Annotated in this window: 16 protein-coding genes; 11 read left to right on the top strand and 5 right to left on the bottom strand. The window is 71.0% G+C overall.

Annotated features, from left to right (window positions below; genetic code table 11):
- Positions 1-33 precede the first annotated feature (33 nt).
- Positions 34-594 carry an acyl-CoA thioesterase gene (locus ACFQ0P_RS04670; protein WP_204980850.1) on the top strand — a complete coding sequence of 187 codons (561 nt, stop codon included), beginning with the start codon at positions 34-36 and terminating at the stop codon, positions 592-594.
- A 4-nt stretch (positions 595-598) separates the two neighbouring features.
- Here ACFQ0P_RS04670 and ACFQ0P_RS04665 read toward each other — a convergent pair whose 3' ends face one another.
- Positions 599-916 carry a DUF7882 family protein gene (locus tag ACFQ0P_RS04665; protein ID WP_204980849.1) on the bottom strand — a complete coding sequence of 106 codons (318 nt, stop codon included), beginning with the start codon at positions 914-916 and terminating at the stop codon, positions 599-601.
- 124 nt (positions 917-1,040) lie between these two features.
- Here ACFQ0P_RS04665 and ACFQ0P_RS04660 point away from each other — a divergent pair, with 124 nt between their 5' ends.
- Positions 1,041-1,811 (top strand): EAL domain-containing protein, encoded by a 771-nt coding sequence (locus tag ACFQ0P_RS04660; RefSeq protein ID WP_204980848.1) that lies wholly within the window; start codon positions 1,041-1,043, stop codon positions 1,809-1,811.
- Between the two features lie 4 nt (positions 1,812-1,815).
- Here the strand turns inward: ACFQ0P_RS04660 and ACFQ0P_RS04655 are convergent, their stop codons facing one another.
- Positions 1,816-2,067 carry a hypothetical protein gene (locus ACFQ0P_RS04655; RefSeq protein ID WP_204980847.1) on the bottom strand — a complete coding sequence of 84 codons (252 nt, stop codon included), beginning with the start codon at positions 2,065-2,067 and terminating at the stop codon, positions 1,816-1,818.
- 50 nt (positions 2,068-2,117) lie between these two features.
- On the opposite strand from ACFQ0P_RS04655, the gene ACFQ0P_RS04650 reads away from it, so the two are divergent.
- Positions 2,118-2,423: a DUF7882 family protein gene (locus ACFQ0P_RS04650; RefSeq protein WP_204980846.1), complete on the top strand. Its 306-nt coding sequence runs from the start codon at positions 2,118-2,120 to the stop codon at positions 2,421-2,423.
- A gap of 124 nt (positions 2,424-2,547) precedes the next feature.
- Here ACFQ0P_RS04650 and ACFQ0P_RS04645 read toward each other — a convergent pair whose 3' ends face one another.
- Positions 2,548-4,500, bottom strand: a complete 1,953-nt coding sequence (locus ACFQ0P_RS04645) for a bifunctional diguanylate cyclase/phosphodiesterase (RefSeq protein WP_204980845.1) — start codon at positions 4,498-4,500, stop codon at positions 2,548-2,550.
- 189 nt (positions 4,501-4,689) lie between these two features.
- Here ACFQ0P_RS04645 and ACFQ0P_RS04640 point away from each other — a divergent pair, with 189 nt between their 5' ends.
- From ACFQ0P_RS04640 to rocD, 7 genes are all read left to right on the top strand, one after another.
- A complete protein-coding gene (locus ACFQ0P_RS04640) occupies positions 4,690-8,439 on the top strand; it encodes a proline dehydrogenase family protein (protein ID WP_378771492.1) in 3,750 nt (1,249 codons plus the stop codon).
- Between the two features lie 57 nt (positions 8,440-8,496).
- Positions 8,497-8,901 (top strand): DUF4259 domain-containing protein, encoded by a 405-nt coding sequence (locus ACFQ0P_RS04635; RefSeq protein WP_204980837.1) that lies wholly within the window; start codon positions 8,497-8,499, stop codon positions 8,899-8,901.
- Between the two features lie 254 nt (positions 8,902-9,155).
- A complete protein-coding gene (locus tag ACFQ0P_RS04630) occupies positions 9,156-9,590 on the top strand; it encodes a hypothetical protein (RefSeq protein WP_204980835.1) in 435 nt (144 codons plus the stop codon).
- Positions 9,590-9,805, top strand: coding sequence for a helix-turn-helix transcriptional regulator (locus ACFQ0P_RS04625; RefSeq protein ID WP_204980833.1), 216 nt, complete (start codon positions 9,590-9,592; stop codon positions 9,803-9,805). The genes ACFQ0P_RS04630 and ACFQ0P_RS04625 overlap by 1 nt, the downstream gene beginning before the upstream one ends.
- A 1-nt stretch (position 9,806) precedes the next feature.
- Positions 9,807-10,850, top strand: a complete 1,044-nt coding sequence (locus ACFQ0P_RS04620; RefSeq protein WP_204980831.1) for an NAD(P)-dependent alcohol dehydrogenase — start codon at positions 9,807-9,809, stop codon at positions 10,848-10,850.
- A 221-nt stretch (positions 10,851-11,071) separates the two neighbouring features.
- Entirely contained in the window at positions 11,072-11,977 is a 906-nt protein-coding gene (gene ddaH / locus ACFQ0P_RS04615) for a dimethylargininase (protein ID WP_204980829.1), read from the top strand.
- On the top strand, positions 11,974-13,197 hold the full coding sequence (gene rocD / locus ACFQ0P_RS04610) for an ornithine--oxo-acid transaminase (RefSeq protein WP_204980827.1): 1,224 nt from the start codon (positions 11,974-11,976) through the stop codon (positions 13,195-13,197). Before ddaH ends, rocD begins: the two co-directional genes overlap by 4 nt.
- Positions 13,198-13,204: 7 nt before the next feature.
- Here rocD and ACFQ0P_RS04605 read toward each other — a convergent pair whose 3' ends face one another.
- Together ACFQ0P_RS04605 and ACFQ0P_RS04600 are read right to left on the bottom strand one after the other, a co-directional pair.
- Entirely contained in the window at positions 13,205-14,797 is a 1,593-nt protein-coding gene (locus ACFQ0P_RS04605; protein ID WP_204980825.1) for an FG-GAP repeat domain-containing protein, read from the bottom strand.
- A gap of 170 nt (positions 14,798-14,967) precedes the next feature.
- A complete protein-coding gene (locus ACFQ0P_RS04600; protein ID WP_204980823.1) occupies positions 14,968-16,662 on the bottom strand; it encodes a molybdopterin-dependent oxidoreductase in 1,695 nt (564 codons plus the stop codon).
- 187 nt (positions 16,663-16,849) lie between these two features.
- Between ACFQ0P_RS04600 and ACFQ0P_RS04595 the strand changes: the two genes are divergently transcribed.
- Positions 16,850-18,586, top strand: a complete 1,737-nt coding sequence (locus tag ACFQ0P_RS04595; protein ID WP_204980821.1) for a circularly permuted type 2 ATP-grasp protein — start codon at positions 16,850-16,852, stop codon at positions 18,584-18,586.
- Positions 18,587-18,599: the final 13 nt, after the last annotated feature.

Here is an 18,599-nt window from a genome sequence, read left to right as displayed (position 1 = left end):
CGAGCGTGCGCACGATCGCTACGATCGTCCCCCGTGAACGTGATCTGGCGGACCCTGCTCGTGATGCTGTCGGCGCGACGGCGCGTGCGCCGGGAAGGACGCCTCGGCCCCACCGGCATCAGCCGCATCCGCCTCACGACCCTGCCGACCGACATCGACCTGCTGATGCACATGAACAACGGCCGGTACCTGTCGCTGTTCGATCTCGGACGCTGGGACCTGCTCGTGCGGACCGGGCTGTGGGACGTCATGAAGGAGCGCGGGTGGTACGCCGTCGTGTCGAGCGAGACGGTGACCTTCCGCAAGTCGCTCGAGCTGTGGCAACGGTTCGACATCGAGTCGCGCATGGTCGGCCACGACGACAAGGCGGTCTATCTCGAGCACCGTGCGGTGGTCGGCGGCGAGGTGTACGCGCGCGTCATCGTACGTGCGCGGATGATGAAGCGCAGCGGCGGCACGCTCGCGCACGACGAGCTGTTCGCGGCGGTCGGCTACCCCGACGGCATCCCGGAGGTCGAGTCGTGGGTGCACGACTGGGCCGCGGCATCCGCTCTGCCTCCGACCCGGGCCGAAGCGCCCAGCGTGTGGAACTGACCGATCAGCGCGGCGGGCCGGCCGCCTCTTCGGGCTCGGGCACCATCGTGAGGCCCCCGGGGGAGTTCGCGGACTTGGTGAGGGCGTCGATCCACGCCGGGTTCAGGCGCGGCTGACGGCCGCCGAAGTACTCGAACACGAGCGGCTGGTGCGGGCTCAGCCACACCGAGGTGCGTCCCATGCCGTTGCGCGTCGGGTCGGTCCAGGTGAACGGGAAGTGCTCGCCACGCCGGAGTTTCGCCCAGATGACGACCTGGAGGTGCGCGAGGATGCGGTCATCGATCGACACGGTGACGCGCGAGTCGTAGGTGAGCGTGCCCATCCGTCCAGAGTATCCGTCGCGGCCGGTTGAATCGCACGAATCGGTGTCGGGGGGCGAAGTGTACGCTTTTCGGACTGGTTTGTCTGGTGTTGCGCCGAATCCGTCTCGCGGCCAGGCTGACCAGGTGACGATTTCGGCATCGCTGGTGGACGACCTCCGGGAGGCAGTGGCTTCCGGGGGGCTGTCGATCGCCTATCAGCCCCAGTTCGCCCTCACGCGTGACGGGGTCTCGGCCGTCCCGGTCGCCGTCGAGGGCCTCTGCCGCTGGACGCACGGCGCCGACGGCGAGGTTCCCCCTTCGCTCTTCATTCCCCTCGCAGAGGACGCGCACATCGTCGAGGAGCTCGACGTCCACGTCCTCGCGCTGGGTGCCGCCCAGGTCGCGGAGTGGCAGCGGAGCGGCCACCGTGTGGGCCTGTCGACGAACGCGTCCCCCTCGCACATCACGTTCGGCTACGCCGACGCCGCCCTCGCACGTCTCGGTGCGCTCGACATCGATCCGGCCAGCGTCACCGTCGAGATCACGGAGTCGCCGTCGCCGCAGCTGCTGCCGGTGATGGACGGCCCGCTCCAGCGCCTCCGCTCGGAGGGCGTCGCCATCTCGATCGACGACTTCGGCTCACGCGACACCACGATCGAGATGATCGAGGCGCTTCCCATCGACGAGGTCAAGATCGACAGGTCGCTGACGCAGCGGGCGGATGCGGCGGCCGACGACTTCGTCGAGGATGTCGTGGCGCGGGCCACCCGCCACGGCTGGCGCGTCGTCGCCGAAGGCGTCGAGACCGACGCCGACCTCGCGCGCTCCGTGGCTCGGGGTTGCCACCGCGCTCAGGGGTACCTGCTCGGAATGCCGATGGCGGCTGCCGAGCTGGAGCGCCTGCTCGACGCGTGACGGACTAGAGGAAGTCGTCCTCGGCCTCGGGTGCCGTCTCTTCGGCGGCGGACTCGCCGACGTCGATCTGGGACCACGTGACGGGCATCCCGGGGGAGAAGAGGATGTCGATGCCCGGGCCGCCGCGCAGCGGCGGGATGTTGACGTAGCCGCCGCCCGCTTTGATCGCCTCGAGGATCGAGTTCTTCAGCTCGGTGACGGGCTCGGGGAGGAAGTAGTCCCGACCGTCGACGGTCAGCCGGTTCACGATAGCCATGCGCCCCACCCTAGCGGGGCTGGGCCGACGGTGCCCCGTAGGATCGATGCATGGGCACCCTCCACTACGGCGCGCCGTCCGTCGGCTTCCCCCTCGACGACCGCGTTCTCGCGCACCTCGAGCTCGTCATCACCGCGAAGCTGCGGCGGCAGGAGAGCCTCTCGTTCGCGGTGGTCGACGAAGCCACGGATCGCCGTCAGTCGGTGTGGATCTCGCCCGTCACCGCGCTGCGGTTCGAGTACGACGCGCCCATGCCCGAGATCAACCGCCTGTGGCTGCAGGAGCTCGTCGACACGGCGAACTCGCCCGGCGGATTGCGGGTGGTACCGGAGCCGGAGCTCCCCGCCGGGCGCTGAGATCGGTGCCGGAACGGCCCACGCTGTGCACGGGCCGGGTTGCCAGCATCAGTCTGAATCGTGAACGCGTCGCCGGAGTGAGGTGACGGGCTGATGAGGCGATCGCAGGTGGACGAGCGCGCTCTCAGGCCGAGACGCGCCCGCCGCCCGCGCGCTTGGAGCGGTACATCGCGGAATCCGCGGCGGCCAGCATGTCGGCCGCCGTCATTGCCGGACGAGCGGCGACGACGCCGGCGCTCGCGGAAATCCTGAGCAGCCCGCCCTCGACAGCGATCGGCTCGCCCACCGCCGCGATCGCGCGGGATGCGACGTGGTGCGCATCGGTCTCTCCGGCCCCGACGCAGACGATGACGAACTCGTCGCCGCCGAGGCGGACCACCATGTCCGACGCCCGCGCAACTCCTGAGAGGCGCTTGCCGACGGCCGCGAGCACGGCGTCGCCGACGTCGTGGCCGCGAGTGTCGTTCACGGTCTTGAACTCGTCGAGGTCGAGGAAGATCACGGCGAGAGACGGGTGCGGGCCCGCCAGGAGCGCGTCGAGGCGATCGTCGAGGAAGCGGCGGTTGCGCAGCCCCGTGAGGGAGTCGCGCAGCGCGAGTTCGGCGAGCTCGGCCTGTTCGCGCGCCACCAGGGCCGCCCGGATCTCTTCACCCAATGCGAGTGCGTCCTGTGCGTGGACGCCCCACGGAAGGCTGCGCCCGGTGACGCTCTCGCGCCAGGCCGAGAAGGACCGGCGCGGCGAGAGCGTGTGGTCGCGGTTCGCGGGGCCCTGATCGCCGAGCCACTCGATGTCGCGGGTCACCTCGCCCCGCACGAAGACGAGCCGGTCGCCGTCGGGTCCGAGCGGAACGATGAGGATCCCCGCGACACCCGGCACCTCCACCGCCAGCTCGGGACGCTCGATCGGAAGCGCCTCCCACGTGAGCCGTCCGACGTCGAGCTCGTCCACGACGCTCAGCAGCACAGCCGGCGGCGGAACGACGCCGAGCGTGTGCACGCTGTCACCGTGCTGCAGCACGACGCCGTCGGCCGGAACCACGTCGAGCACCGTGCGGGTGCCCGAGAGCAGGGCGGACGCGACATCCGTCCGCCCATAAAGCGGTGCGACGATCGCGACGCGACGCTCACGGGCGTCGAGCTGCCGACGCAGCTGCTGGATCTGCAGCGCCGCGGTCAGCTGTGTCCCGACCTGACTGGCGAGCACTTCGAGAGAGCGCCGGAGCAGCACCGGCAGCCGCCGAGGGGACCGATGCGCGCACGTGAACATGCCGATCATGCGGTCGTCGACGACGATCGCGAACGACACCGTCGAGACCTGCCCCATGTTCCTCATGAACTGCAGGTGATGCGGGGAGACGCCGCGCAGCTCGGTCTCGGCGAGGTCGAGCGGCTGGTCCTCGGGAAGCAGGGCGCGCAGCGGCAACCCGGGATCGTCGGTGTGGGCGATCACGCGCGACCGCTTGCGCAGGTAGAGCGCGCGCGCCTGCGAGGGGATGTCGGATGCCGGGAAGTGCAGGCCGAAGTACGACTCCATGTCGGGCTCGCGCTCGTCCGCGACGATCTGCCCGTGCCCGTCGTCGTGGAACTCGTAGCACATGACGCGGTCGAAGCCCGTGATCTGCTTGATCGCGGCGGCCGCCTGGGTGCGCAGCTCGTGCGGGTCGGTGATCGATGAGATGTTCTGGATGGCCGAGACCACCCCGGTCCGCACGTACTCGAGCTGGTGGGCCACCGGCTCCAGTTCGACGACGAGCGGCACCGTGCCGCGGTGGACGATGACGTCGTAGTCCACGCCCTCGAACTCGGCGCGGATCGGGTCGATCGCCTCGGCGTGGGCGACGGCCCACACGAGGGTCTCACTGCCGGACTCCGCGAGCGTACGTCCCAGCCAGTGCTCGACGTTCTCGCTCGCCACGACCACGACCCCGGTCTGCTCGTCGACGGCGAAGAGCGTGCCGTGCGACTGGATCCTCCCGATCGTGCGGAGGGGCTCCGCGGAGCACTCCTGGAGGCGCAGCGCTTCCGCGGCATTGCGGGAGCGCTCCTCCTCGTGGGAGAGAGCAGGGATGTCGGTCAACGCGCCTCCTCGGGCGTGTGACTCGCTCCGGTCGGGGTTCTCCGGGCTACGAGAGTGATCAATCCTATGCGGCGTGTCGCACAGCACCACCGGGATTTCGTAAGGTGGACAGCCGGCGCGCTTCCTGGCTCCGCGACGCGCTCGCCCACGCGCGCGTGCGACGCGCCCGCCGGAGTTTAGGCTGTTCGCATGGTGACCGACCCTTACCGGGGGGACACCGACCTCACGGCATCCGGCGACGACCTCGCCTCGCGTGCCGTGGTGCTCGCGCAGCGGTGGATCACCGAGAGCGCACAGGTCGACGTGGACCCCGCAGCCGAGCGACTCGCCGGCGTTCTGAAGGACCCCAACGGCCTGCCGTTCACGATCGGCTTCGTCGACGGCGTCATGCGCCCCGAGAGCCTGCGGGCCGCGGCATCCAATCTGGGCCGCGTGGCCCCGCTGGTGCCGGAGTTCCTGCCGTGGTACCTGCGCGGGGCCGTGCGTCTGGGCGGCACCGTCGCCCCCGTGCTGCCCGCTCCCGTGGTGCCGATCGCGCGCAGGGTGCTGCGCGAGATGGTGGGTCACCTCGTCGTCGACGCCCGGCCCGACAAGCTCGGTCCCGCGATCGCGGCGATCCGCGAGTCCGGTGCGCGGCTCAATCTCAACCTGCTGGGCGAGGCCGTGCTCGGCGAGCAGGAGGCGCTGCGCCGGCTCGAAGGTATCGACGAACTGGTGCGCCGCCCCGACGTCGACTACGTGTCGGTGAAGGTGTCCGCCATCGCGAGCCACATCTCGATGTGGGCGTTCGACGAGGTCGTCGATGCGGTGGTCGAGCGCCTCATGCCGCTCTACCTGACCGCGGCATCCGATCGCACGTTCATCAACCTCGACATGGAGGAGTACCGCGACCTCGACCTCACGATCGCGGTGTTCACGCGCCTCCTGGACGATCCGCGGCTGCGCGATCTCGAAGCCGGCATCGTGCTCCAGGCGTACCTGCCCGACGCACTCCCCGCTCTGGAGGAGCTCACCGCGTGGGCGCGCGAGCGGGTGGACGCCGGCGGCGCGCGCATCAAGGTGCGCCTCGTCAAGGGCGCCAACCTCGCGATGGAGCGGGTCGACGCCGTGATGCACGGCTGGTCGACGGCCACCTACAGCACGAAGGTCGACACCGACGCGAACTACCTCCGGTGCCTGCGGGCAGCGCTGCGCCCCGAGAACACCGCGGCCGTGCGGATCGGCGTCGCCGGTCACAACCTGTTCGACATCGCGTATGCGTGGCTGCTCGCGGGCGAGACCGGCGTGCGCGCGGATCTCGAGTTCGAGATGCTCCTGGGCATGGCGCAGGGGCAGGTGCAGGCCGTCGCGCGCGAGGTCGGGCACGTCCTGCTCTACGTCCCCGTCGTGCGCCCCGACGAGTTCGACGTGGCGATCAGCTACCTCGTGCGGAGGCTCGAGGAGAACGCGTCGAGCGACAACTTCCTCTCGGCGGCCTTCGAGCTCGCGGACGATCCGGCGATGTTCGCCCGCGAGCGCGACCGGTTCCTCGCCTCTCTCGATCGCGCGGCGGATCCGTCGCTGTCCCTCGGCCCGAACCGCACTCAGGACCGCGGTGCGTCCACGGACGAGCATCCGGCTACCCGGACTCCCGCGGCGGGGTCCGCGCCGGGCGCCGACGACACGGGTCTCACGCGCGCCGTGATCGGCATCGCGCGGTCGGCCACCGGCGATCCGGCCGAGACCAGTCCCCTCGCGCCGTCGGCGGAGCAGCAGCTCTTCGCCGGCGAGGCCTTCGTGGAGACCGCGGTCTACGCGCCGCGCCAGTCCGCGGGCGAGGCGGTCGGTGCGCCCGGATTCCGCAACGCCCCCGACACCGACCCCGCGCTCCCGGCGAACCGGGTGTGGGCGCGCAGCATCCTCGCGCAGATCGACGCCTCGCGCGCCGGCGACGACACGATCGCGGCCGCCCGCATCGACGACGCCGAAGCCCTCCAGACCGTCGTGAACGCGGTGACGGATGCCGCGGCCCGGTGGGGCGCGACCCCCGCGGCCGAGCGGGGCGCGGTGCTCGCCGCCGCCGCTCGTGCGCTCGAAGCCCGCCGCGGCGAGCTCATCGAGGTGGCCGCGTCGGAGACGGGCAAGGTGTTCGCCGAGGCCGACGTCGAGGTGAGCGAGGCCGTCGACTTCGCGAACTACTACGCCGCGACCGCGCGCGAGCTCGACCGCGTGAGCGGTGCGGTGTTCGAGCCCGCGCGGCTCACCGTGGTCACGCCGCCGTGGAACTTCCCCGTCGCGATCCCGGCCGGCGGAGTCCTCGCTGCACTCGCCGCAGGCTCGGGCGTCGTCTTCAAGCCCGCCCCGCAGGCCCGGCGCTGCGCCGCCGTGGTCGCCGAGGCGCTGTGGGAGGCCGGGGTGCCGCGCGACGTCCTCGCCCTCGTCGACATCGACGAGGGCGGTCTCGGCCAGGCGCTCATCTCGCACCCGGCCGTCGACCGGGTGATCCTGACCGGGTCTTTCGAGACGGCGGCGCTGTTCCGGTCCTGGCGGCCCGAGCTGCCGCTGCTGGCCGAGACCAGCGGCAAGAACGCGATGATCATCATGCCGTCGGCGGACCTCGACCTCGCGGCATCCGATCTCATCAAGAGCGCTTTCGGCCACGCCGGCCAGAAGTGCTCCGCCGCCTCGCTCGCGATCCTCGTCGGACCCGTGGGGCACTCCAGGCGGTTCGCGCGTCAGCTCGTCGACGCGGCGACCTCCCTGCGGATCGGCCCGCCGACCGATCCGCTGTCCGAGGTCGGCCCGGTCGTCGAGAAGCCGCAGGGCAAGCTCGAGTGGGCACTCACCACGCTGGACGACGACGAGCGGTGGCTCGTCGAGCCGAAGCCGCTCGACGCCGCGCCCGAGTACGACGGACGCCTGTGGTCTCCCGGCATCCGCACCGGCGTGCGCCCGGGCTCGCGGTTCCACCGGGAGGAGTTCTTCGGCCCGGTCCTCGGGATCATGCACGCCTCCTCGCTCGCGCAGGCGGTCGAGCTGCAGAACGCCGTCGCGTACGGACTCACGGCGGGGCTGTACACGCAGAACCCCGACGATCTCTCGCTGTGGCTCGACCGCGTCGAGGCGGGGAACCTCTACGTCAACCGCGGGATCACCGGCGCGATCGTGCAGCGTCAGCCGTTCGGCGGGTGGAAGCGGTCCTCCGTCGGCGCCGGCGCCAAGGCCGGAGGGCCGAACTACCTGATCGGGCTCGGCTCGTGGCGGGCGACGGGAGGGGCCCCGCAGTCGGCGACGCTGCACCTGCGCGGACTCGACTCGCGCATCACGACCGTGATCGAGGCGGCCCAGCCGTCGCTGGACTACGAGGCGTTCGAATGGCTGCGCCGCGGCGCGCTGTCCGACGCGATCGTGTGGGACCGCGAGTTCGGTCAGGTCAAGGACGTGTCCGGGCTCGGCGTGGAGCGCAACCTCTTCCGCTACCGGCCGGTGCCGGGGGTGGCCTTGCGCGCGACAGGCGACGCCACGTGGCAGGCCGTGCTGCGCGTCGTCATCGCGGGCATCCGCTCGGGTGCGCCGCTGACCCTCAGCGCTCCGGTGGGGCTGCCGGCCGACGTCCGGCGCGCACTGGGCGGACTCGGCGTCGACGTCTTCGTCGAGACCGACGACGAGTGGCTCGAGCGTATGGCCGCGCGGGGCGACGGTCTCGGCGCTGGTGCGGGGGACGAGGCATCCGGCCCTCGCCCGTCGCGCGTGCGGCTCATCGGGTCGCGCGCCGCGGTGGTCGATGCGCATCGGGCGCTGGCGGCGGCGACCGGCGGAGACCCCGATCTCGCCGTCTACGACAACGAGGTGACGACCGCGGGGCGGCTCGAGATGCTGCCCTTCCTGCGCGAGCAGTCCGTGACGATCACGGCGCACCGCTTCGGCAACCCCGACCGCTGGTCGGAGGCCGTGATCTAGGAGATTCCTCGCCGATCGCTAGATCGCAGTGCCCGTTTGGTCCTCTACTCTCTCCTCATGGGTACCTGGAGTGGCGAGCCGTTCGGCAATGATGCAGCGGCAGATTTCGCATGGGAGCTCGATGAGCAGAAGCGGTGGAACGTGGTGAGAGGCGCTCTCCGCGAAGCGCTGAGAAGCACGGAACCGCTCGACGCCGACACGGCCGCTATCGCGATCGCGGCGGCGGAAGTGGTGGCGCACGGGCTGGGCCGCCCCACGCAGTCCGATGCGTACACAGAGAGTGTGGAAGGGTTCGTCAGCCGCGCTCGCAAGCCTTCCGGCCGCCTCGTGAGAGACGCGGAGCGCGCCGTTGCTGTTGCTTCCTCCTCCGATGGTGAGCTCGCCGAACTCTGGGCAGAAGGTGACGCGCAGGAGTGGCACGACGCCAACGCGCGCCTTGTCTCCGCGCTCACGACTGGTTAGCCACCGCTTCGGCAACCCCGACCGCTGGTCGGAGGCCGTGATCTAGCCGCAGGTGCGGCGGGCTCACCGTCTGCCCAGGTCAGGAGATCAGCCGGATTCAGGACGCCTCCGCGGGATTCATCCTGACCAACGCAGATCCCCTGACTCCGGACGCCCGGACCGGGTCGCGGATGGTCATGTAAAGAATTATTGACAGGAATGTCGCGACCGGCCTACTCTCGGAGTGTCAAAGATTCTAGACATCGGAGGTCGTCGTGGTCTACGAGGAACGCAACATCTGGTCGAGCCTCATCGTCAGCGTGATCGGCATGGCCGTGTACACGGTGCTCGTGCTGCAGCGGGCTGCGGGCGCACCCGTCGAGGACGTCGACTGGGTTCCGCTCATGCTCTGGACGATCGGACTCAGCATCGCCGCGGCGATCGTCGTCAGCATCGTGTGGGGGATCTTCGCCGGCATGCGCGACCCCGACGGTGTGGGCACGTCCGATCAGCGCGACCGCGACATCAGCCACATGGGCGCTCGCGTCGGGCAGGCGTTCCTCGTCATCGCCGGGCTCGGCGTGATCATCGAGTGCGCGTTCGAGCTGGACTGGTTCTGGATCGCCAACACCATGTTCTACGGTTTCGCCGTCTCGTCGATCGTCGGCGGCATCGCGAGCGTCATCGCCTACCGTCGAGGGCTCGTCTGATGGTCAAGCCCACACGCGTCACCAACTCGATCCGCGCCCTGCGCGAAGCTTCGGGGCTCACCCAGGCCGAGCTCGCGAAGCAGGTCGGAGTCACCCGCCAGACCCTTATCGCCATCGAACAGGGCAAGTACTCGCCAACGCTCGAGCTCGCCTTCCAGATCTCGCGCGTCTTCGGCGTGGGGCTCGACGACGTCTTCCAGTACCCGGAGGCCTGACATGTCCCTTCCCGAGAACCGTCCGACGGATGCCGCGGCATCCCTTCCGGCGACGATGACCGCATGGCCGCAGGACCGCTACGGCGGGCCCGACGCGGTGCGGCAGGCCCGGGTCGACGTGCCGTCGCCCGGCACGGGCGAAGTGCTGCTGCGGGTGAGGGCGACCGCGCTCAACAGCGGCGACATCCACGTGATGCGCGGCGAGCCCCGCGCCGTGCGGCTGGCGTTCGGTCTGCGCCGGCCGCGGACCGCCGTGCGCGGCATCGACGTCGCCGGGCAGGTCGTCGCCGTCGGAGCCGGGGTCACGCGCTTCCGCGTCGGGGACGAGGTCGTGGGCGAGATCCCCGGCGGCGGCCTCGCGGAGTACGCCGTCGCCCCGGTGGGCCGCCTCGCGCTCCGCCCGACCGAGGTCGGTCCCGTCGCCGCCGCGGCGCTGCCCGTGTCGGGCGGCACGGCGTGGCTCGCCCTCGACAAGGCCGGAATCGTGCCGGGCTCGGCGGCCGGACGGCGGGTGCTCGTGGTCGGAGCGTCCGGCGGCGTCGGGAGCTTCGCGGTCCAGCTGGCGGCGCACCGGGGAGCCGAGGTCTGGGCGCTCGCCGGACGCCGCAACCTCGACATCGTCGAGCGGCTGGGCGCTGCCCGGGTGTTCGACTACCGCGAGGTGCAGCCGGGCTCGGCGGAGCTTCCGGACGGCACCTTCGACGCCGTGATCGACATCGCCGGGGAGCCCCCGCTCGCCCTCGCGCAGCGCCTGCTCCGGGACGGCGGAACCATGGTTCTCGTCGGCGGCGAGGGCGGCAGCATCCTCGGTCCCCTGCGCCGGATCGCGGCCGGCGCCCTGCGCTCGATCGGCTCGAAGCGGCGCATCATCGGGCTCGCGGCCGTCACGAGCGCAGAGCTCACGGCGGGGCTGGTCGCCCTCGCCGCGGCGGGCGACCTCGACCCCCTCGTCAAGCGCACGTGGCCCCTGGCCGAGGCGGGCGAAGCCCTCGCCCACGTCGACGCGGGTCACACCGTCGGCAAGGTCGTCGTCACGGTCCCCTGACGGCGCGGCCGCCCCGGCCGGCGCGGGTGGCTTGCCGAGAGGGCACTAGCGACGGGTTTTCCCCGCCCGGGGCCGTCGCAAGCGCCCTCTCGGCAAGCTCTCGTGTCGGGGTGGGGCGGGGTTGGGGGGTGAGACAATGGGCGTGGCGTGCCCGTGTCGCCGGCTTCCGCAGCTCCGCCGGGCCTCTGGACAGCGTCCGCCGCCTCTTCGCAAGGAGCAAGATGTCCACGCAGCACACCGCGCCGACCGCGCCCACCGCGCAGGCGACCGCCGCGGCCACCCGCATCCAGCAGCACCGCAGCTACCTGATGTGCCGCCCGGAGCACTTCGTCGTCAGCTATACGATCAACCCCTGGATGGAGCCGGCCAAGCCGACCGACACCGCCAAGGCCCTCGCGCAGTGGCAGGTGCTCCACGACACCTATGTGGCGCTCGGGCACGACGTGCACCTGATCGACCCGATCCCGGGCCTGCCCGACATGGTTTACACGGCCAACGGCGGGTTCGTGATCGACGGGCTCGCCTACGGGGCGAAGTTCCGGTTCGCCGAGCGGGCGCCCGAAGGACCGGCGTTCATGGAGTGGTTCCGCGACAACGGCTTCGAGGTGGCCGAGCCCGTCGAGGTCAACGAGGGCGAGGGCGACTTCCTGCTGGTCGGCGACACGATCCTCGCCGGTACCGGCTTCCGCTCGACCGGAGACAGCCACCGCGAGCTCGGCGAAGTCTTCGGCAAAGAGGTGGTGAGCCTCACGCTCACCGACCCGCGGTTCTACCACCTCGACACGGCGATCTCGGTGCTCGATCCCGTCGAAGGCCCGGGCGGCGTCGAGCGCGCCAACATCGCCTACCTCCCCGCGGCGTTCGACGCCCGCAGCCGCGGCATCCTCGCGGAGCGCTTCCCCGACGCCATCCTCGTCGCGGACTCCGACGGCGCCGTCTTCGGACTGAACTCCGCCAGCGACGGCCTCAACGTCCTCATCTCGCCGCGCGCGACGGGATTCGAGGCCCAGCTGCGCGAGCGCGGCTACCACCCCGTCCTCGTCGACCTGTCCGAGCTCCTGCTCGGCGGCGGCGGGATCAAGTGCTGCACCCTCGAGCTGCGGCGCGGACAGGAGGAGAACCGATGACCGCCACCTCCGGCGTCGACACCGCGATGATCCGCGTCATCGCCGACGAGCACGAGCACGTCGCCCACAACTACCACCCGCTGCCGGTCGTGATCTCGCGCGGCGAGGGGGCGTGGGTGACGGATGTCGAGGGCAAACGCTACCTCGACCTGCTCTCGGCCTACTCGGCGCTGAACTTCGGGCACGGGCATCCGGCCCTCCTGGCGGCCGCGCAGGAGCAGCTGACCCGCCTCACCCTCACGAGCCGCGCGTACCACAACGACCGCCTCGGCCCCTTCGCGGCGGCGCTCGCAGACCTGTGCGGCAAGGACATGGTGCTGCCGATGAACACGGGCGCCGAGGCCGTCGAGACCGGCATCAAGGTCGCGCGCGCGTGGGGCTATCGCGTGAAGGGCATTGCTCCGGATGCCGCGACCGTCGTCGTCGCGACCGGCAACTTCCACGGCCGCACCACCACGATCGTCGGCTTCAGCGACGACCCGCAGGCCCGCGACGGGTTCGGGCCGTTCGCCCCGGGGTTCGTCCACGTGCCCTTCGGCGACGCCGCGGCGATCGAAGCGGCCATCGACGCGAACACCGCGGCGGTGCTCATCGAGCCCATCCAGGGGGAGGCGGGCGTGATCCTGCCGCCCGAGGGCTACCTGCGCGCCGTGCGCGAGATCTGCACGAAGAACGACGTGCTGTTCATCGCCGACGAGATCCAGTCCGGCCTCGGCCGGGTCGGCGAGACGTTCGCGTGCGACCGCGAAGGGGTCGTGCCCGACGTCTATCTGCTCGGCAAGGCGCTGGGCGGCGGCATCCTTCCCCTGTCGGCGGTCGTGGCCGACGAGGCGGTGCTCGGCGTGATCCGCCCGGGGGAGCACGGGTCGACGTTCGGCGGCAACCCGCTCGCGTGCGCGGTCGGCCTGCGCGTGGTCGAGATGCTGCGGACGGGCGAGTTCCAGACGCGCGCCAAGGCACTGGGCGAGCACCTCGAGGCGCGGCTGGCGGCGCTCGTCGGCAACGGCGTGACCGCCGTGCGCGTCGCGGGTCTGTGGGCGGGCGTCGACATCGACCCCGCCGTCGGCACCGGACGCGACGTCGCCGAGCGGCTCATCGCGCGCGGTGTGCTCGTGAAGGACACGCACGGTCAGACGATCCGCATCGCGCCGCCGCTCGTCGTGCGGGCGACCGAGCTCGACTGGGCGGTCGAGCAGCTGCGCGTCGTGCTCGCGGGCTGACGGGATCTCACCACCCCGTTGCGATCAGCTTCCTCGGAGCGAATCCACCCGAGCCGAGTCCCGAGTAGAGGTAGAGGTTCCCCGTCCGATCGTCTCGGCCGACGATGTCGGTGGTGCGGTAGTCATCGACGCCATCGATGTCTGCGCCGGCGGCCAGGGTGAAGTCGCTCCATCCCCTTCCGACCTGCCTGCGCTTCTCGAAGGAGCCGTCGCCGCGCCCCGCGTACAGCCACAACGTCCCGACCGAGTCCACCGACAGGATGTCCTCCTTGCCGTCGCGCGTGAGGTCGCCCGCGGCGTACAGGTCGTAGCCCTTCCACCCGCGCCCGACCCGGGGATACGGAGAGAGGAAGCCTCCTTTGCCATCTCCGCGGTAGAGCTTGAGGTACCCCCCGGAATCGATCGCGAGGAGATCGGCGTGACGGTCGCCCGTGAGGTCTCCGGCGGGGATCACGCGGTAGTTCTGCCATCCACGCCCGATCTGGACGGGCGGGCGCAGAAAACCTTGTCCATCACCTTCGTACATCCACATCGTGCCGTCCGGTCTCACGGTCAGCAGGTCGTTGCGCGGCACGTACTGCGGGTTGTCGGCGGACCAGAACAGCTCGAAGCGGCCCCAGTTGCCGGGACCGTAGATGCGCTCTCCTTCGAGCCCCGAACGGAGCGCGATCCCGGCCTCGAGCACTCCGCCCTTGACCTGGAACGCAGACAGCGTCCCGCCGCTCACCTGAAGGATCTCGCCCGACGGACCATACGAATCGCCGCTGCCAGGGGTGAGCCGTGGAGCGAGGATGAACTGATCGGCGGGCAGCCTCGGCACGGGGATCACCACATCGGGGATGACGACCGTTCCCGTCCCACGCGGGAAGATGCGCGCTCGATCCCACGGAACGAGGCCCGTCGAGCTGTCCTCGCCGACGAAGCCGTAGCGCGCGGTGTCGTCCGAGCGGATGGCGACCGCGTGACCGAGCACCTCGTCGCCCACCGACTCCAGCCCGCGGACGACCAAACGCCCATCACCGTCTGTTTGCCCTTCCACACGCGGGCGCGACCAATCGCTGAAGAACGGAGGAGCAATGCCGTAGTCCGTGAGGGTGACGACGATGACGGACTGGTTCGACACCGGCGTGCCGTCTGCTCGGCGGACCACACCACTGATCGCCCCGCGATTCTCGACGGGCAGGACGATGTTCGCCAGACCGTCGGATGTGGGTGTGAAGACCTTCGCGCGCTCGCGCAGCCCCGTCTCGGGGTCGGCCGGATCGCCGGTGAGGAAGCCGTCCGCCGACTGCTGCCCTGCATAGTCGTGCCAGACCCGGATCACGTAGGGTCGGCCGGCTTCCAGACCGGGAATCGTGAACGTCGCGTCGCGGGTCACGCGGGCCGACACCCCCTCGAGGCTTCCTTCCGGCACGGCATCGACCCACCGGATGTTGACGGAGGCGCCTTCCGGAAGGGCGAGTGTGCCCGAGATCGAGACGGTCTCGGCGGCGACCGCCGGGAGGGCGGCGAGCCCTGACGACGATGCGATCAACGTGAGCGGCACGAGGGCGGCGAGGAAGCGACGAAGGCGCGAGCGCGCTGCTCGGGGGTGGGGCAACGAAGCTCCGATGCTCGCAGGGATTCGACGGTCACACATTAGTCGCTCGCGCTCATCGCATCCGCCGCCTCACCCACACGCCGGGAGGCGTCGAGAATCCGCTCGCCGGACAGGTCAGCCAACCGGCTGGCGGGGGAACGGCTCACGCCGCACCGCACCTTGCGGTCGCGCTACTCGAAGACGCTGATGAAGCGCTCGTGCCAGCCGGTGGCGCCGTCGGGCGCGGGGTGGGCGCGGTCCGAGGTCTGCACCTCGCCGGTGGCGCTGATCGCGCGGCACCGGATGAGGTGGTCGCCCACCGTCGCCGTCCACGGCAGGCTCCACTGCACCCACGTGTCGGACGAGATCGCGGTGGCGAGCGTCGCCGGCTGCCACGACCCTTCGTCGATCTGCACCTCCACGCCGGACACGCCGACGTGCTGCTGCCACGCGACTCCCGCGATCACGGTGTCGCCGGCCTTGAGCCCCTGCGCCTTGCGCGGCACGTCGATGCGGGACTGGAGCTTGATCGGCCCGCGCTCGGACCACCCTCGGTCGGTCCAGTAGGCGCGGGCCCGGTCGAACCGCGTGACCTCGAGCTCCTTGACCCACTTGGTCGCCGACACGTAGCCGTAGAGACCCGGCACCACCAGGCGCGCCGGGAAGCCGTGCTCGGGTGGCAGCGGCTGGCCGTTCATGCCGATCGCGAGCAGGGCGTTGCGATCGTCCGTGAGCGCCTCCAGCGGAGTGGATGCCGTGAAGCCGTCGATCGATCGCGACAGCACCATGTCGGCGTCGGCCGTCGGACGAGCGCGGGCGAGCAGCTCGCGGACCGGAAAGCCCAGCCACAGCGCGTTCCCGATGAGCGTGCCGCCCACCTCGTTCGAGACGCAGGCGAGCGTGGTGTGGTGCTCCTCGAGGGGGAGTTCGAGCAGGTCATCCCACGTCAGCATCACCTCCTCCTCGACCATGCCCTTGATATGGAGGTTCCACTCCTCGGGGGTGAGCGACGGCACGATGAGCGCGGTGTCGATCCGGTAGAACTGGTCGGTCGGTGTCACGACGCGCGCGAGCCCCGGGATGTCGAGCTCGGCCGACGCCGGGACGGGTGCTGCCGTGACGGCAGGCTTCGGGAGCACGACGGCCTTGATCGCCGTCAGGGCGCTGCTGCTCGCGCGCATCGCGTTCCCTGCCGCCGTAGCGACGACTCCCGCCACGACCGCGGCCCCCGACCAGAGCAGGAACCCGCGTCGGCTGGGCTCGAGGGACCCCGCTGCGCGGGATGCCCCTTCGGGCGAGACATTCCCCCGCGCGCCCTTCGGGCGTGCTCCCGCCAAACCCGATCTCGATACACGCCGGGGCGAGCGCTCCGGCGCACTCGATCCGGCGGATGCCAGCTCGCCCGAAGGGGCATCCCGCTCCGCTCGTTCCGGGACGCGCCGCAGCATCCGCGCCAGCCACCACAGCGCGAGCGCGCCGCCGAGGCCCGCGACGGCCGAGGGGAGCCAGGCCAGCGGTCCGGCGTCCTCGCGCGTGACGGCCGCGACGACCCCGACGGCGCCGAAGGCCGCGACGACGACGCGTCCCCACGGCGGGCGGCGCAGCTCGAGCCACCCGGCGAGCGCGGCGAGGACGAGTACGACCAGGCCGATGCCGACGATGAGCGCGATCTTGTCGTTCGTGCCGAAGAGAGCGATCGCGGCATCCTTCGCCCACGGCGGAGCCGAGTCAATGAGGGCCGCGCCGACCACGGCGAACGGGCTCGAGGTCGGCGCGACGATCGCGCCGACGAGTTCGCCGAGCCCGGCGCCGAGCGCGACGGCGCCCACCCCGGCGGCCCACCCGTAGGGCGCCGGAGTGCCGCGGTCTGGGCGAGACGACGTCACTCTCACAGCGTACGTCGCGGGGTGACCCCCGTGGCGGGGACGAAAAAGTGAGGAGAAACGCCGCGGGACCCGCCCTGTGCCGGCCTCGGCGCGGCGTGTCTCCTCGTTTCTTGCGCGTCGACCGCAGCACACGCCCCACCCCCGGGGCGAAACACTCCGGCAACACGGCCCCGACTAGTCTTCTGGCATGGGAGATCTCTTCGACGGCTACGGCTCCACCCTGGCGCCGCGCAAGACGGCCTCCGGGGTTCCCGCGTACGACGAGATGTTCGGCAGCCCCGCGCATCCCGGCGACCTCGCCGAGTCGCGGGACGCCTATCGCGAGCTCTACAACGCCCTCGCCCAGATGACGCAGGAGGAGCTGCGCGGCCGCACCGACTCGCTCGCGAGCTCGTACCTCGCGCAGGGCGTGACGTTCGACTTCGCCGGCGAGGAGCGCCCGTTCCCGCTGGATGCGGTGCCCCGGGTGATCACGTACGACGAGTGGTCCCGCATCGAGGCGGGCGTGAAGCAGCGGGTGCTGGCGCTCGAGGCGTTCCTGAACGATGCGTACGGACGCCAGCACTGCGTGCGCGACGAGGTGCTGCCGGCAGGGCTGATCGCGTCGTCGCAGTACTTCTACCGGCAGGCGGCCGGCATCCATTCGGCCAACGGCGTGCGGATCCAGGTGTCGGGCATCGACCTCATCCGCGACGAGCACGGCGAGATGCGGGTGCTCGAAGACAACGTGCGCGTGCCGTCCGGCGTCTCCTACGTCATCTCGAACCGCCGGGTCATGGCGCAGACGCTCCCCGAGCTGTTCGTGTCGATGCGCGTGCGGCCGGTCGGCGACTACCCGAACAAGCTGCTCGCCGCCCTCCGTGCCTCCGCTCCGGCGGGTATCGAGGACCCGAACGTCGTGGTGCTCACGCCGGGCGTCTACAACTCCGCCTACTTCGAGCACACGCTGCTGGCGCGCCTCATGGGCGTCGAGCTCGTGGAGGGCCGCGACCTCCTGTGCGTCGGCGGCAAGGTGTTCATGCGGACGACCCGCGGGCCCAAGCGCGTCGACGTGATCTATCGCCGGGTCGACGATGACTTCCTCGATCCCCTGCAGTTCCGCGCCGACTCGATGCTCGGCGCTCCGGGCCTCATGCTCGCGGCACGGCTGGGCAACGTCACCATCGCCAACGCCGTCGGCAACGGCGTCGCGGACGACAAGCTGCTCTACACCTACGTTCCCGACCTCATCCGCTACTACCTCGCCGAGGAGCCCATCCTCAAGAACGTCGACACGTGGCGGCTCGAGGATCCGAACGCGCTCGAGGAGGTACTCGACCGGCTCGACGAACTCGTCGTGAAGCCGGTGGACGGCTCCGGCGGCAAGGGACTGGTCGTCGGACCGGATGCCTCGCCTGCCGAGCTCGAGAAGCTCCGCAAGCAGCTTCTCGCCGATCCGCGGGGCTGGATCGCCCAGCCGGTCGTGATGCTCTCGACCATTCCGACGCTGGTCGAGGACGGGATGCGCCCACGTCACGCCGACCTGAGGCCGTTCGCGGTCAACGACGGCGAAGACGTGTGGGTGCTGCCCGGCGGACTCACGCGCGTGGCGCTGCCCGAGGGGCAGCTCGTGGTGAACTCCAGCCAGGGCGGCGGGTCGAAGGACACGTGGGTGATCGGCGGGTCCGCCCCCTCGCACGTCGAGTACGGCCAGGGCGTCGGCGTCCCGGGACTGGTCGCCGACCAGGCGGCGACGATCACCGCAGCGATCCCGATCATCTACGACGGGCAGCCCGCGCCCGCGCACTCGCCGCGCGATCCTGCGCGCGGCGACCGCGAGCAGCGGGAGCAGCAGCAGCAGGAGCACGCGCCCTCCGTGCCCCGTTCGCAGGCCGAGCAGCAGCAACAGGCGCGGGAAGAAACCGGGAAGGACGGCTCATGCTGAGCCGCATCGCCGT

Origin of the sequence: Microbacterium insulae, from assembly GCF_042677065.1 — a bacterium.
Taxonomy (GTDB): Bacteria; Actinomycetota; Actinomycetes; order Actinomycetales; family Microbacteriaceae; genus Microbacterium; species Microbacterium insulae.
The sequence above is the reverse complement of the archived record's forward strand: the minus strand, read 5'-3'. Positions and strand labels throughout refer to the sequence as shown.

Coding starts and splice junctions, on each gene's coding strand:
- ACFQ0P_RS04665 (WP_204980849.1), bottom strand. CDS start 916: ATGGGCACGCTCACCTACGACTCGCGCGTCACCGTGTCGATCGATGAC.
- ACFQ0P_RS04655 (WP_204980847.1), bottom strand. CDS start 2,067: ATGGCTATCGTGAACCGGCTGACCGTCGACGGTCGGGACTACTTCCTC.
- ACFQ0P_RS04650 (WP_204980846.1), top strand. CDS start 2,118: ATGGGCACCCTCCACTACGGCGCGCCGTCCGTCGGCTTCCCCCTCGAC.
- ACFQ0P_RS04640 (WP_378771492.1), top strand. CDS start 4,690: ATGGTGACCGACCCTTACCGGGGGGACACCGACCTCACGGCATCCGGC.
- ACFQ0P_RS04635 (WP_204980837.1), top strand. CDS start 8,497: ATGGGTACCTGGAGTGGCGAGCCGTTCGGCAATGATGCAGCGGCAGAT.
- ACFQ0P_RS04625 (WP_204980833.1), top strand. CDS start 9,590: ATGGTCAAGCCCACACGCGTCACCAACTCGATCCGCGCCCTGCGCGAA.
- ACFQ0P_RS04620 (WP_204980831.1), top strand. CDS start 9,807: ATGTCCCTTCCCGAGAACCGTCCGACGGATGCCGCGGCATCCCTTCCG.
- ddaH (WP_204980829.1), top strand. CDS start 11,072: ATGTCCACGCAGCACACCGCGCCGACCGCGCCCACCGCGCAGGCGACC.
- rocD (WP_204980827.1), top strand. CDS start 11,974: ATGACCGCCACCTCCGGCGTCGACACCGCGATGATCCGCGTCATCGCC.
- ACFQ0P_RS04595 (WP_204980821.1), top strand. CDS start 16,850: ATGGGAGATCTCTTCGACGGCTACGGCTCCACCCTGGCGCCGCGCAAG.